Raw genomic sequence first — 15,070 nt, forward strand, 5'->3', positions numbered from 1 at the left:
TATTTCCTATTTGCCGAACTGAAGCGCTACACAATCATAGACTCTTCCTGTACTCGTTAGGTGTAACGCCTTGGTTCTTCAGAAATAGGGAGATAAAATAAGACGTGCTTTCGTAACCGACTCTTTGGGCGATATCCTGAATTTTGAGCGAGCCGTCAGCCAGCAACTCTGTAGCCTTACCGAGCCGGATACGTGTTAAATAATCATGAATCGTGATACCCGTCTTATCTTTGAAAATGGAGCGTAAATAGTTGGGCGACAAATAAACCTGATCAGATAAGCTATTGATCGTAATCGGCTGATCGAAATTCTGGTCGATCATACTGCGGACCTTGTGAACTAATTTCGTGTTTTTGTCCATAAGACGCTCACCCAGCAAGCTCATGGCATTGCCGGCAGTGCCCAGGATCAAATCCTCAATCTCATTTAAAGTCAATGCATTATAGATGGAATGATATAACTCCGCCCGTTTAACCCCTTCAGGAACAGGTTGATGCAGTTGCTCCAGCAGCTCATCGACAAGATCAATCGCCCATTCGCAGATATTTTTTTTCTTGATTCTTAGTTGGGCTAGTCCCTCGAAATACTGATGCAACTTCTGTGCAGCTTGCTCGAAATCTAGCTGATTGATAGCTTCAAACCACTCTTTTCTATTATAAGGTGGCACATGCTCACTATCGAACTGGTTTGAAATCGCCAAGGCATGAATAATTGAACCCGTCCCTTTATAGAAACGCTCATTCAGGATTTCACGCGTCTGCTTATACAGACAATGTACCTCTGTTAATTCGGTTTCCTGCGCACCGACTGCTGCCGTCACTGTGAAATCCAGTCCGCTTCGGATAGCCGTTGCCAAATCCTCCCACGCATAATACCCAGGCTGTTGGCGTGCTTCCATAAATACACCTACCTCCCCATCTTTGTAGGGCACAAATACCGTCTCTATATTCTTTGACTTGAAGAAATGATCCAGAAAAGCTACCAACCGGTTCTTACAATCCTCCAGACTCTGCTGTTCTCCCTCTGCCTCAATCGGATCGATACTGAACAGCGCCATTGTGTAGCGATTCCTCTCAGACTCACGGGTAAGCTTGCAATAGCTGGTCGCCAGATCAGCGGCATGTTCCGCATTTTTTTCATAGGAAAGCTCCTTAAGAAGGTTCGTTTTAGCCGCCTCCATGGAACGCTTCTTCATTTGAACTTCCTCACAGCGCTGCTTCACCTTTGCGATAACGCTTCCAATTTCATTCAAGTCGAGGGGCTTCAGTAAATATCCAACAGCACCTACATTTAGTGCCGATTTTACATAGTCGAATTCGTCATGCCCAGTCAGGAACATTAACTGCATCCAGTCATAGCTTTCATGTATTTTTTTAGCCATTTCAATACCGTTCATAATCGGCATCTGGACATCTGTAAGAATAATATCAGGTCTAATGGCCTCTATCTTCTCTAGAGCCTCTCTACCATTACTCGCAGTTCCGACCACATAAATACCCATTTCTTCCCAGCGGATATAATCTCTCATCATCTCAAGGCCTATTTCTTCATCATCAACTAGAAAAATACTATACACGGATGTCCCCTCCTCTTTGTTGTCTGCTTTTTGTTTCTTCTATTATATTCTTTTCCCCTTAGGCTACTATGGTCCAAATAAATGAAAGTTATTTTCAGGCATGAATCGTTAATTTGCAGATATCGGCAAAAGGGCTATCCGGTCCATAACAGACCGGATAGCCCTTTAATCATGCGCTAATCACCTAGCATAATTAAAGCGGGGGTTCATATCCCCCCCGCTGAATCATTATACCAACTCTAACTGACTGTTAAAATAGTAGCTTCCTCCTATTTCGCCTTGAACAGTAGCTCTTCTATCTCCCAGCCGAAGTGTCACGGTTCCTGGCGAGTAGGTACGGACCCTTGCTTCCACCAATTGACCAGTGTCCCAAGCTACATCAACCTCAGCATTTCCTTTGGCCCGCAGTCCTGATACCGATCCTGTACCCCATGCCTTTGGAAGCGCAGGCAGCAGATGAATCTCACCCTCATGGCTTTGCAGCAGCATCTCGGCAATAACAGCCGCCCCCCCGAAATTCCCATCGATCACAAAAATATTGCATTCCGCTCCTCCAATGCCCGATTTGGAAAAGCTGAATAAATTATCGAAACTGAGTCCACCAATCAAATGAGAAATATGATTAAAGGCCTTTTCCCCGTCATACAATCTGGCAAAGCCGAGACCGAATAATGCGGCGGTAAATTCCACATCCTCCAGTTCTTCCTGAACCATACGGTTCTCAAGTGTTACTCTCACCGCAGCGCTAAGTTCAGGTGTCTTACCTGGTGTAATCTGATTACTTGGATATACCGCGAACAAATGGGCCAAATGCCGATGCTCCGGCTGCGCTTCCTCGTAGTCCTCAAGCCACTCTTGCAGCTGCCCTCTCTTGCCGATCTGAAACGGTGGCAGCTTGGATATCGCTTGCTCCAGCTGCTCCTGTAGTTCCTCGTCCGTATTCAGTAGTTTCGCAGACTTCAAACAGAACTCAAAAAGGTCTTTCACCAGCATCTGATCCATAGTGGTACCCATAGATAGCTGCTGTGCCCCCTCGCTGCTATCCGCAGGATAGAAATGATTCTCCGGCGAGTTCGAAGGTCCGGTCACCAGCCAGCCGTATTTTGGATGAATGGTCATATAATCCAGGAAGAATGCTGCGGCTTCTTTTAGCACTGGATAGGCCTGTTGCTCCAGAAATACACGGTCCTGACTGTATTCATAATGCTCCATCAGATGCGTCGCAATCCATAGTCCACCTGTAACGTTCAGCCCCCAAGATGTCTCCCAGCCCGGAGCCGTGAAGCCCCAGACATTCGAGAACACATGTGCTACCCAGCCTTTGCTGCCATAGAAATCGCGAGCGCTTGACTTTCCAGCCTGAGACAAATCCTCAATATAGCGCATTAATGGTAAATGACTATCCCCAAGATTTACGACTTCTGTCGGAAAGTAATTCATTTGCGTATTGATGTCCAAATGATAGTCACAGCTCCACCCCATACGGCAAGCCTCGCCATCATTCCATATTCCCTGTAAATTCAGCGGTAACGGGGAGTCTGCCCGAGCTCCAGCAATAGTCAGGTAACGTCCGTACTGCAGGAACAACGCGAACAACTGCGAATCCTCCTTCTGACCCTGTGCCAGTAATCGAATACGTTGGTCAGTCGGCAGATTCACCTTCCCAGTGGTACCTAATTGGATATCCACCTTCCCATATTCTTGCTCATAATCTTTGATATGATCTTCTTTTAACTGCGCATATCCTTTAATCAAAGCCTGCTGTAATGTGCTGCTGCTCTCCATTTCCCACTCCGAGTTACTACGGTTGTAATCGGTGCTGACGGCAAAATAAATTCGCGCCTCATTGGCTCCGGCAATTCTCAATTGACCTTCCCCTCTGTACATCGTACCACCGGAAATGCTTACCTTAATTTGTCCCTTTGCCCATACCCCGCAAGTGCCGTCACTATGCACATTCTCTGTGGCTTGTCCTCTAAATTCAATAATGTCGTCATTCACGACTTGAGTCGTAAACGACTCTGAACCACCCTCCAGACCAATCGTAAAGGATACACCTCCCGGTTCATCGCTCCAAATTCTTGAGACCACCAGATCATCAGCATGAGAGGCAAAAATCTCACGATGCAGCGTTGTCCCTCTACTGTGAACCACTGTCTGAGCCACAGCACAGGTCAAATTCAGCTCTCGCTCGATAGCCGCTGCTGACCCGGAATCCGTGGCCTGTTCTGCAAAGTCAATGACAACCTCGCATAAACCAAGGTTCGTACCGAAATTTCGTTTCTTCGGCTGCAGATGTTGTTTAGCTAGACGGTCACCTTCGTTATAATCGCCAGCAAAGAAGTACTTCCGCATCTCTTCCAGCGCAGCTTTGCCTCCGAAAGGAGCAGGTTCTGACTCCGCTTGACCCGACCAGTAGGTAACCTCGGTCATGTTCCATACCTCACGATACGGAGCAGCTATCACTACTGCACCTATTCTTCCGTTTCCCAGTGGCAATCCTTGTGACCAATCCGTTGCAGGGGTAGAATACCATAATCTAAAATCGCCCATTTTATTTTCTCCTGTCCATAGTAGAATCTGTGCAATCGCGTTAACCCTCTAAAAACGTTGTTAAATAATCCGCTAAATAGTGTAAACCTATTCATAATTCCATCTCTTTCATGATGAATCATTCTTTCTTAAACCTATCCAATATGTTGCGGATTCATTGTATTTATCGTACCATTTGGATGAACCACTGTCTTTGTTGACCCGTTCGATTATTTGACGATTTGTACGGTAAGATAAGAAAAGAGGGGCCACATGAATAAACTATCTGAAATAACTCCGTATGTCGGCGCAATCATGCCTTATGTGTACGACGGCAGCAGCAATGAGCATCTGAGAGTCGGTAATGCATACGCGTTCCACTTGTTTACTGATGGCCCTGGTGAGATGGAGATCGACGGAATACGTTATCCGATTGAACGGAGGACGCTTGTCTTTCTCCGTCCCGGTCAACCCCATGCTTTTCATATCATGCCTTCTCATCCACTGTCGTCCTACAACATCTATTTTGATTTATGGGACAACCGCACTCCAGTATCTAATAACCTTTCATTTATCCACGCCCCTGAAGGCTTACATTTTGAAAAAAAAGCCACCGAAGCACCCTGTGCCGAGCTGAACGAGTTGCCTTGCGTATTTCCACTAGCTAAATATCCCCTGCTATATGATAGTCTTGTGATGATTGCCAAGTCTTACAATGACGCGCTGTTCTATCGTAATGAGACGGCCAATAGCTATCTGTACGGCTGGATCTTGAGCTGGTATAACGCCCTCCATCAGCATCAGCCAAGTGATTATCGTATTGTCCGCCTGCTGGAATATTTGAACACCCACTCCGAGCGTGGTAAATCTATCGAAGATTGGGCACAGTTCTGCGGGCTCAAGCGGACATATTTCCATGAGCTATTTCTACGGGAGACCGGAATGACGCCACGCGTCTATCATCATCATTTAGTCATGAGGCGGGCGGCAGGGCTGCTTCTGGAAAGTGAGCTTAGTGTGACTGCGATTGCTGAGAAGCTGGGCTATCCTTCCATCCACCCCTTCTCCAGACATTTCAGTACCTGCTACGGCATTAATCCCACACAGTACCGCCTTCATCCACAAAGCCGAATACGAATGTAAGACTTCAATAAAAAGAATACGCGCTACCCGCGAGAAGCGGTTGCGCGTATTCTTTTTTCAATGTGTATAATCAGTTCTACTTTGCCGTTAATTTGAAGATTTTGGACTCTGCCGGTTCGAGCGTAACCGCAAGCTCTCCCGCTGCTTCCCCTTGTGTGCCTTCCCATAGATCAAGCAGTTGGTAAGCTACTTGACTATTCAGTCCTGCACGCTCTAAAGAGATCGATTTATGAGCGGAATTCGCAGCATCATAGTTGAAGACCGCAAGATAGAATACATTGTCTTCCGCATCTTCAAGTACGAAAGCATTGGAAGCTTGCTTGCCAAGATCCCCTTCGACAGGGCGGAAGGTCTTCCCTAGGCGGGCGATATTCATAATCTCTTTATTGCCCAGCCACGCTTTGGCCCGGGTGGCTGCTTCTTCTTTTCGGAAATCATCTCCTAACAGCAGCACCGTTCCAGCGATGACTGAAGCGGTCAGCCGACTCCGACCTTCATGCCAGCCCGTGGCATCTTGGTTATGGCTCTTGTACAGCACGGAATGATCCGGGTCATTGTAACGATATAAGGTATGGCTCATCCACCAGCCATGTGTCAACGAATTCAGCAAATATTCTGTATCGTGCAGTGTACCGAAGACGTCACAGGATACCCGGCGGCTATGCGCAAAGGCATAAGGGAACAATGGCGCGATGGATAGATTGATAAAGAACGGCCGACCGATCACCTCTGGTGAGAGCTTGTTCTGCAAGTAAGTCATCCCATAGTGATATGCCGCAATTCCCGTCGTAATCTCCGGATTGTAATGTTGCCCTTCCAGTGCACCATGCGCCAAGAAGTCTAGCTTGACATACTCGAAGCCTTCCGAGATGAATTTATTCGTATACCAATCTATTCTTTGCAGGTTGCCTGGATGTGTCGGGTCAATGGCCAGCCCTCCATCAACATCCGGCAAAATTTCTCCTTCGCTGTCTCGCAGCAAGATATCACCATAAGTGTATTTGCCGTTTGTACCTTCCACGAGATCCCCAAACTGAGCCGGACTTCCCCAGAAGGCAAAAGGCGTCCAGTAAGTTCCCGGTCTATGACCGTTCTCCCGAACCAGGTCCAGTGCATTCTTCATTTCTTCTGGTGTGAAATTGTCCCAGAAAGCATCAAAGTTGATGTACAGTGTGTCCTCATTCTGGAATCCTAGCGGCTGCACTTCATTTTTCAGAAAATTACTGGTGGACGTATACAGATCGTAATCAAGCTCAGCCATTGCCGCAGACCAGCTATTCCAGCCGATAGGAACCCCGCCATCCCATGACAGAGGAGCCTCTATCCAGGTATTAGCCTGACCGTATGCTTCAAGCCCTTTTCTATAATCATCATAGAACCCTACGAAAACGAGCGGTGACTCTACTCGTGTTCCTTTCACATAACCATGTGGCTGGGAATCACGGGTCATTTCACTTACAGCGCCGCCGTAAAGATCCAGCTCCTCGATCCCTCCGCTCCGTTCGCTTTTGATATGAATCCCTGTTTTCCACACCTTGTGCGTAATAGAACCCATAATAATTCCCTGCCGGCTTTCCGGCGCGAACAATGCAGTTACTTCATAGCTTTCCGTATCCATCGGCGGCTTCACTACTGTATATCTGACCCACTTGTCGTTGTCGTACGGCACACGCAGAATGCTTGGTTCTTCGGGTTGCCCTGACTCCCCGCCAAGTGACACCGATTGGGTCTGAAGGACTGCCATCCGGTTTGCCTTGATCTCCTTGTCGCTTGCGCTTGTGATTACGATTTGCATCAACACAAATGATGAAGATTCATAAATATAGAAATGCTGCTCCAGCTGTGGCAGCAGGGACATTTCGTGCAAAATGACTACGTGAACACCTTTTCCAAAGCCCTCACGAACTACTACTTCCTGAGACTTCAGTGTGTGGCTCTGATAATGTTCTGTATTGTATTCCCGGCCCTGCCAGCGGAATGCGCTGCGAATCCCTTTTATATGAGAAGTGTTTCCGCGGGCAACGGATGCTTCACCCGTCCCGAGATCAATCTCTAGATTCACCTCATCATTGGTTACACGGATAAGAGATGCTGTGTCCGTATTCACTTTTACCGTTGTAGCACTATCAGTTAGCATGATTTGCCTCCTTGTTACTGCATTTTGGACCTTGAAGGCGGCAGGCTTTGTACCTGTGTCCCCCAAGTATGCCCTCATTATAAAGATCAGATAAAGCGTTTTCTATACAACGATCTTCCGATCCATACCGCGATCTAACACATCTCAAGCATAACCGCCTTCGGTATCCTTATAAGGACGGTAAGCATTTACTCAAGAAATATTCAGGCTGAACAAGAAGAAGCGCCTATGCTAAAAATACTGCTTACGCTTAACCATTTCGCATCTTTCGTATCCACACTCCGTTTCCCTCTTACTCACTCTGCGATAATAGTGTTTTTCAGTTGCCACACGGGTCCACATATTTCCATTGCCGCTATAGATCATTTTGTGAATTCTTATATTCGTACAAAAAAACAGCAGCAGGGCCTGTATTTCAGGTCCCTGCTGCTGTCCATATTCGTATGAAACTAACTATTATTGCTTACCAGTTATAAGCTTGTAGGTTTGGCCTGCGGTCGTTGGAAAGCTCACCATTCCATCTGCGGAACGGTCACACTTCATTTCATTACCGCCATTACTCACCATAAGCGAAGCATCTGTGCGGATCACACATTCATTGCCTTGAAGGGAGGTAATCTGTGCTTCCACGAGATGGCCTCTATCCCACTGAATGCTAACTTCAAAGCCACCGCGGGCACGTAGCCCTGCTACACTTCCCCCCTGCCATTCATCTGGCAGTGCAGGCAGCAGATCGAGATAGCCGAGGTGAGATTGCAGTAGCATCTCAGCAATTCCGGCAGAAGCGGCGAAGTTACCATCAATTTGGAACGGTGGATGTGCGCCAAGCAGATTGGCATAAACCCCGCCGTGACTATACTGTTCGGACTCCCCGTCCTTCACCAGCCGCAGCATGTTTGAGAGCAGGCGTAGTGAGCGGTTGCCGTCCCGGAAGCGGCTCCAGAGCGCAACTCTCCAGCCCAGACTCCAGCCCGTGCTCTCGTCCCCACGCCGTTCAAGCGAAGTTTTGGCGGCCGCGAACAGCTCAGGGGTCTCATCTTCTGACAACTGCCGGCCCGGATAGATACCGACCAAATGTGAAGTATGTCTGTGATACATATCCTCATCCTCAAAGTCTAAGGACCATTCCTGCAATTGTCCGTACTTACCAACCTGCAGCGGCAATAAACGTTCACGTGCGCTTACCCATTCTGCACGCAAATCCTCATCCGTTCCAAGCGTTTCCGAGGCCTCGATACAATTCGTAAACAGCTCCCAGATGAGCGAAATATCCATAGTAGCACCTGCACTGACTGCAGCCAAGCCCTCCGCAGTCCGGAATTTATGCTCTGGTGAAGTGGATGGAGAGGTCACAAGCCTTCCGTTACCATCGTCAATAAGCCAGTCCAGTGCAAACAGAGCCGCCTCCTTCATCACAGGATAAGCGGAAGTCCGCAAATATTCCTCGTCGCCGCCAAAAGCATAATGCTCCCAGAGATGTTGTGTCAGCCAAACGCCGCTCATCGACCAGTAAGCCCAGCTTGGATCTCCGTCACCATAATCCCCCACCGGTGCTGTCTGTGCCCAAAGATCCGTATTATGATGAGCCACCCAGCCTCGGGTACCATAGTTGACTTGAGCAGTCTCCGCACCCATCTTCGCCAAGTTTCCGATCATATCCAGCAGCGGCTCATGACATTCCGCCAGATTACAAATTTCAGCTGGCCAATAATTCATCTCTGTATTGATGTTCAGCGTATAGTTGCTGCTCCACGGCGGACGGGTAACCGCATTCCATATTCCCTGCAGATTAGTAGCCTGCGTTCCAGGGCGCGAGCTTGCGATCATCAAATAGCGCCCGTAATGAAACAGCAACTCGACAAGTCCAGGGTCTTGTGCCGCGTATGTCGTAATCCGTTGCTCCGTGGACATCGAATCCGGGGCTAGTGTCTTACCTAATTGGAGCTTCACTCGGTCAAAAAGCGATCGGTAATCCTTGGCATGCGCTTGAAGCAAGCTATCGTAAGACTTTCCATTCACATCTGCCAAGTAAGAAGCTGCAATAGCAGAAGCATCTTTCCCCTCAGCTCCCGGGATTTTGTCAAAACCATTAAAGCCTGTAGCCGCGCTGAAATAGAAGGTTGCAGCCGTTCCTCCCAACAGATGAATTCCACTACCGTCAACGGTAACTTCCCCATCCTCTGCTACTACGGAGAGTTGTCCTTCAAAGGCCATGCCCTTGCTCTTGCCAGGTTCTCCGTATTGGATCGGATTGTCACTCCAAAAATAGCTTGGATCAACATGCTCCGGTGCAGTTCCCGAGAGTACAAAGTTATCACCCAGAGCGTGAAGGCTATGCCGAAGCGAACTATCTAGCGTAGCATGCACATTCAGCGCTCCCGGTGCACTTGCAGTCAGACGCAGCACGAGCAACTGATCAGGATGTGAAGCGAACATCTCACGGGTATAAGTAACATTACCAATCTTGTATTCAATGCGGTGAACCGCATGTTCAATATCTAATGTCCGCCGATAAGATTGATAAACACCACCATGCTCAAAACGAAGTAGTAAATCTCCAAAAGGCAGATACGATTGGGTGTACGGACCTAGCATCTCTCTAGTCAGGGTGTCCGCTTCTGAATACCGGCCCTCCTGAATCAGCTTTCGAACCTTTGGCAGAGCTTCCTTAGCACCGGGATTGTTCCCATCCTTCGGGAACCCTGACCATAATGTATCCTCGTTTAGACTGACTTTCTCCTGTTCCACACCGCCGAAGATCATACCACCCAGACGGCCATTCCCAATCGGAAGCCCTTCGGTCCATACATTTGCTGGCTTGTCATATTGAAGTTTCATTGGTTCTCTCCCTCACGATCTGTCATGAATCAAATAATGTATTCCCCCAAGTCTGCCCTCATTATAAAGATCAGATAAAGCGTTTTCTATACATCGATCTACCGATCCATATCGCGATCTAACACAACCTACCCTAACTCATTGAACAAATTATCCTGAATGCCGACCTCGCTACAAGCGGTTAAACATATCGCAGCCTCAACACTGGAAAGACAGTTCATACTTTCCCCACCCATGACAATTTCGTTAGCACTGAAGGCCAGTCTGCGGGTACTCTTGGCACTAAGGACTAACGTTTTACCAGTCTCGAACCTGTTGTTCTTAATAACTATGCCCTGATGAACAGGAGTGCTCTCACCAACCTCTGTGTTCTCTGGCGAAATGAAAATAACCGGATGCTCGATGCCCCCGCATTCAATAAAATGATTCTCGGCGATGGTTACATCCTCCACCTTGCCAGACTCATACCAAGACTCCGCATCCAGGGCAACCAGAATTGCACTCATTTGCATCCGATCAAAAACATTCCCCTTAATCTCTACTTTACGCCGGGTTGTCACAAGGATACCGCGGGTCGGTACCCGCGCGAGGTGATTATTTACGACTTCAACCTCCGGTGTCCAGGTTACATTCTCGATCACATCATGGCTGCCAATCCCCTCAGGAATCGGATGTGCTAAAGTCAGTATTAGCTCGCGTGGATTGAGACGCGTAACCTCTATCACTTCATTAGCCGCATAGGTAGTCAGAGAGCCAGAACGAACAAATTCAATTTCGTCTCCCGGATGAAAGGCCAGGAATCCGTAGGTCTGCGGATGCATGAAGCGAACCTTCACCCTATTCGCAGACAGCTGCTCAACGATCCGTAGATAGGTACCATGGACATTGACGACGTCATCATGAGAACCGGCAAAACGGCTGTCTACAACAGTTATTTTACCTCGGCAGCTGGACATGTGGATGAAATCCGCAAAGCCAGCAACCGTTCGGCCTGTCTCCAGGCGCGGCGAAATATCCATGCGTTGAAAGGTGAGATTGTCGCTGAACTGCCCTACAACACCAAGTCCGTGTAAAAAATGCAGCCCCACATCGCCGAAGGTGATGTTAGAGCTTTCCACAAGGAAGACACCTACCTGATCGCGAATACCATCACGGCTTTGCAGAACATGCCCGGGGACAACCTCAGGCTGATGATCAAAATGCAAGCGGAGCTTCATCGGCTCCAGCTCTTCAACCGAATCAGCCAGCTCCGACCAGTTGTCCATCCGCCAAGTCGTATTGCTGAGTGGATCATAGGTCTGCATCGGTCCTTCCGAGAAGCTCCAGCCCTCACCGATCCAGACCAGCTTGCCGTCCCTGATCTCATAATGCGAATCGGGGTGAACCTGGACATCGAAATAATGAGTACCGCTTTCAATAATCGTCATCTCTGACACAGTCGGCCGGGCGTAGTCGGTATGCAAATTACGAATCTCTACATTTTTGCAGCCATCCAGCAAGAACATCGTCTGCTTGCCATGGAAGATAAATAGAGAGCCATTTCCCTCAAATATTAAATTGTGCAGCCCTTTTAAGAGAATTCCTATAGTCTTGGTGACATCAGGATTCTCTTCTTCACTGGTAGTGTTGGAGATGTAGTAGGGTTTCCGGATGGCCTCTTCCGGATAGAAATGATAACAGCCTTTTGGACAATCCAGCAGGACCGGCCCAGTTATTTCGGCAGCTGCCTCAATAGCTCTTGTCATGGCTGGCTGAGCATCCAACCCGGAATCCGGCAGAACACCATAATCAGTCAGGCGGATTACGATAGGAGAAGAATCGACGCTGTGTTCTTTAAAAGAAATGATCAACACCAACTTTCTTAGTATTGTAAACGCTTAATAAGAGGCAGTATAATCCTTTCGGTTAAAATAATTAATTGTACATTAGCTTCAAAATACGCAGACTGGTGCCTTTACTCTGTTCATCCTTTTCCCCTGTAATTCGCACGGTTACTTGCAATTCCTGACGTTGTTCCTCGATTCCGAACATAGCAATAATAGGCCGAAACGCAAGCGGACACCATTCATCGAATAAGTGAACCGCATGAAAGGGACCGTCATTGAGTGAATATTCGAATATCCCACTGTCCGGGCCGTAGAGCAGCAGCAGACCCACACTCTGTCCGGTTACTGTGTAAGAAAAAGATGCCTCTTTGCTGTCTGTATATAAATGCTCCGTTCCAAATCGCCAGTTCATCAGTGGATCATCAGGGGTAAGCTCGCGTAGCTCGAACCCATCTGCATGATCAGCGCTTCTGAAATCCAGTAATTTACCGTATTCATAATTTCGCTCCCCCAGAGGAGCAATACTTAACGCGCTTCCAGTATTTGAATGTGTGTTGTCAGGAACAAGAGCTGCATCCAAATATTCCTGTAAAAAAGAAGCATACAGCGCATGTCCATCATCATTGGGATGATAACCATCCGGAGCCAGCTCAGTCCACTCCATTTGTCCGGCCTGGGTCTGTGCATAAACTCTAGCTGCAAAATTAACTGATGGAAGATCGTAATGCTCAGCTACTTCTTCGTGGACGGCAATGTTAAAGGGGTTGCTCCCCGACAGATTCTTCTCTGCTACCGTATACAAGAAGCAAATGTCAGTACCGGGCGACAACCGTCTGCACTGGCGTACAATGCCTTCCATACCTCTAATGGATTCTTCCCGGTCGTTGCCGTCATTGACGCTAAATTCAACGAATAGTAGATCAATCTTGCCGTATTGCAGGACATGTGACTGTAATCGGTGAGCGCCCAGCGTGGAATTCGTTCCACCCACTCCCGCATTGATGAAGCGGAATTCATGATTCGCAAATCGCTCCTGCAGATACTTACCAGTCAGCACTCTCCAGCTAAATATGTCCGCATCGGAAGCACCCGCCCCCTCCGTAATGGAACCACCCAAAAAAGCGACCGTCACCCGCTCCTTTCCTGCAAGTCTTACACTTGTATTCGGTAGTCCTCGTCTTGGAGCTACAAATTGATGATTGCAATGTTTCTCTTCTGTCATGACTGATCCTCCGTAAATAAAAATGTATATTTTTCCTTGAAATCAAGAAATCAGGTGCTGGGGTATATCTTACAGCACCTGATTCTGATTTCAATATTTTATTTTTTAGAAGTTTCATAAGCCTTTTGCAAGATTTCGAGATAACGATCTAGCTTCAAGTCTTTCAGACCTTTTATATAAGCATCCCAATCTTTAGTAAGATCCTTGTTGCCCGTGATGAATTGAAGCTGATTTTGCTCAATATAATTCTTAATGTTGGTTTGCAGTAAGCTCGCTTCATCGATTTCGCTTGGATCAATCCAAATCGACCAGATTGGGAATAATTCTTTAGGCTCATGTCCTTCATACAGCAGAGTCGCATCATACAATCTGCGTTCATAACCGCTGGAAGCGTAGATGTCAGTAGCTTGAACGAAAGTATCACGGTACTCTTTTGGCATATAGAAGTGACCCATGCCGCTCCAGCCCGCATTGCGCGGCGCTTCGCCCTCCGCCATAGGAATGGTCTTGATCACTGGTTTAACATCTTTGTCCAGTGCTACATCGCCTTCTTCTGGATCCGTCCAATCTATGCCCTTCATACCGCTGCCACCATTGGTCTGTCCTTCAGAAGTAAACATATAGTCTACCATTTTAATTAAAGCGATCTGTGCTTCCTCGCTAGCTTTGTTGGTGATGACAAATTTCGCTCCCGGGGATACGCCACCTGCATCATGAGTCGCATAGGAGATACCTTCCGGTCCGCTAATCGGTGGTACAGGATTGTAGTGTGCCGAGCTTCTATTGCCCGGATCAATATTGACGAAAATCGCAGGGTGCATGCCCGCACCGGCGCCCAGAATTTCCGCATCGGCATTTTCACCGATTTTCTTGAAGGCTTCCGCGTTCTGTGTGAATGCCCCTGGATCAATCAAACCTGCGTCAAACAGAGATTTGATATAGGTCAGGCCTTCCTTCCACTCCGGTGTGACAGCCGCCGATTGAACTTTTCCATCCAGCATATTCAGATAATTGCGGTCATCATCATATACAAATGCATTCATGAGGAATGGTACAATGCGTACACCAAACTCCTCAATGGAACCACTCAGCGGCACTTCATCTGCTTTTCCATTCCCGTTCGGATCTTGTGTTTTGAAAGCTTCCAGCACTTTTTTGAATTCTTCGGTTGTCTTCGGCATTTCCAGATTCAGCTTCTTCAGCCACTCGGTATTGAGCCACATTTTGCTCGGATAGGAGCAGTGAAAGCACTCTGTGTAAGCGACAAGCCCGTAGATATTACCATCAGGTGCTGTGTTAAGCGTTCTCAAATTATCGTTCTTTTCCATAGCCGCTTTAATATTTGGAGCATATTTATCAATTAGATCGTTCAGAGGAATCAGTACGCCCTGTTTGCCATACTTCAGAAGATCTGCCTGTGAGAACTGATCGATATAGTGAGTGAGCAGGTAAGCATCAGGGTAATCGCCACTAGCAAGTGAGATTTGGCGCTTTTCCTTGGCTCCGTCTGAAGGGTTGATTTCCCATTTGAATTTAATATTGAATTTGTCTTCCACAAATTTCGAAAATTTATTGGTAGGAACATCGATCCCGGATTCCTGAACCGAGAACACGCTGATTTCCACCGGTTTGCTTGCTGATTCCGAGTTACCTGAGTCAGCAGGTGCGGAGGATGTGTTATCTGTATTTTTATTAGCACATCCGCTTAACACCACCGTAAGAATTAATACCAGCACCAATGACAAGGTCATCATACTTTTCTTCAAATCCGATCACTCCCTTTTATAATTTAGGCA

General features: G+C 47.5%; 8 protein-coding genes. 1 reads left to right on the plus strand and 7 read right to left on the minus strand.

Annotated features, from left to right (window positions below):
* Window positions 1-34: 34 nt before the first annotated feature.
* Both CA600_RS06710 and CA600_RS06715 read right to left on the minus strand, forming a co-directional pair.
* A complete protein-coding gene (locus CA600_RS06710; protein ID WP_094869486.1) occupies window positions 35-1,576 on the minus strand; it encodes a response regulator in 1,542 nt (513 codons plus the stop codon).
* A gap of 228 nt (window positions 1,577-1,804) precedes the next feature.
* Entirely contained in the window at window positions 1,805-4,129 is a 2,325-nt protein-coding gene (locus tag CA600_RS06715) for a glycoside hydrolase family 95 protein (protein WP_094869487.1), read from the minus strand.
* A gap of 252 nt (window positions 4,130-4,381) precedes the next feature.
* Here CA600_RS06715 and CA600_RS06720 point away from each other — a divergent pair, with 252 nt between their 5' ends.
* Window positions 4,382-5,251, plus strand: a complete 870-nt coding sequence (locus CA600_RS06720; protein WP_094869488.1) for a helix-turn-helix domain-containing protein — start codon at window positions 4,382-4,384, stop codon at window positions 5,249-5,251.
* Window positions 5,252-5,327: 76 nt separating this feature from the next.
* On the opposite strand, the gene CA600_RS06725 is transcribed toward CA600_RS06720, so the two are convergent.
* From CA600_RS06725 to CA600_RS06745, 5 genes are all read right to left on the minus strand, one after another.
* A complete protein-coding gene (locus CA600_RS06725; RefSeq protein ID WP_094869489.1) occupies window positions 5,328-7,388 on the minus strand; it encodes an alpha-galactosidase in 2,061 nt (686 codons plus the stop codon).
* A 456-nt stretch (window positions 7,389-7,844) separates the two neighbouring features.
* Window positions 7,845-10,226, minus strand: a complete 2,382-nt coding sequence (locus tag CA600_RS06730) for a glycoside hydrolase family 95 protein (protein ID WP_094869490.1) — start codon at window positions 10,224-10,226, stop codon at window positions 7,845-7,847.
* Window positions 10,227-10,354: 128 nt separating this feature from the next.
* The gene (locus tag CA600_RS06735) at window positions 10,355-12,076 is read right to left on the minus strand and encodes an alpha-1,3-galactosidase-related protein (protein WP_094869491.1); all 1,722 of its coding nucleotides are present in this window, start codon (window positions 12,074-12,076) and stop codon (window positions 10,355-10,357) included.
* Between the two features lie 64 nt (window positions 12,077-12,140).
* Window positions 12,141-13,274, minus strand: coding sequence for an SGNH/GDSL hydrolase family protein (locus tag CA600_RS06740; RefSeq protein ID WP_094869492.1), 1,134 nt, complete (start codon window positions 13,272-13,274; stop codon window positions 12,141-12,143).
* A 98-nt stretch (window positions 13,275-13,372) separates the two neighbouring features.
* On the minus strand, window positions 13,373-15,028 hold the full coding sequence (locus tag CA600_RS06745) for an extracellular solute-binding protein (protein WP_094869527.1): 1,656 nt from the start codon (window positions 15,026-15,028) through the stop codon (window positions 13,373-13,375).
* Window positions 15,029-15,070: the final 42 nt, after the last annotated feature.

This window comes from Paenibacillus sp. VTT E-133280, from assembly GCF_002264385.1.
Taxonomy (GTDB): domain Bacteria; phylum Bacillota; class Bacilli; order Paenibacillales; family Paenibacillaceae; genus Paenibacillus_AQ; species Paenibacillus_AQ nitricinens.

Coding starts and splice junctions, on each gene's coding strand:
- CA600_RS06715 (WP_094869487.1), bottom strand. CDS start 4,129: ATGGGCGATTTTAGATTATGGTATTCTACCCCTGCAACGGATTGGTCA.
- CA600_RS06720 (WP_094869488.1), top strand. CDS start 4,382: ATGAATAAACTATCTGAAATAACTCCGTATGTCGGCGCAATCATGCCT.
- CA600_RS06725 (WP_094869489.1), bottom strand. CDS start 7,388: ATGCTAACTGATAGTGCTACAACGGTAAAAGTGAATACGGACACAGCA.
- CA600_RS06730 (WP_094869490.1), bottom strand. CDS start 10,226: ATGAAACTTCAATATGACAAGCCAGCAAATGTATGGACCGAAGGGCTT.
- CA600_RS06740 (WP_094869492.1), bottom strand. CDS start 13,274: ATGACAGAAGAGAAACATTGCAATCATCAATTTGTAGCTCCAAGACGA.
- CA600_RS06745 (WP_094869527.1), bottom strand. CDS start 15,028: ATGATGACCTTGTCATTGGTGCTGGTATTAATTCTTACGGTGGTGTTA.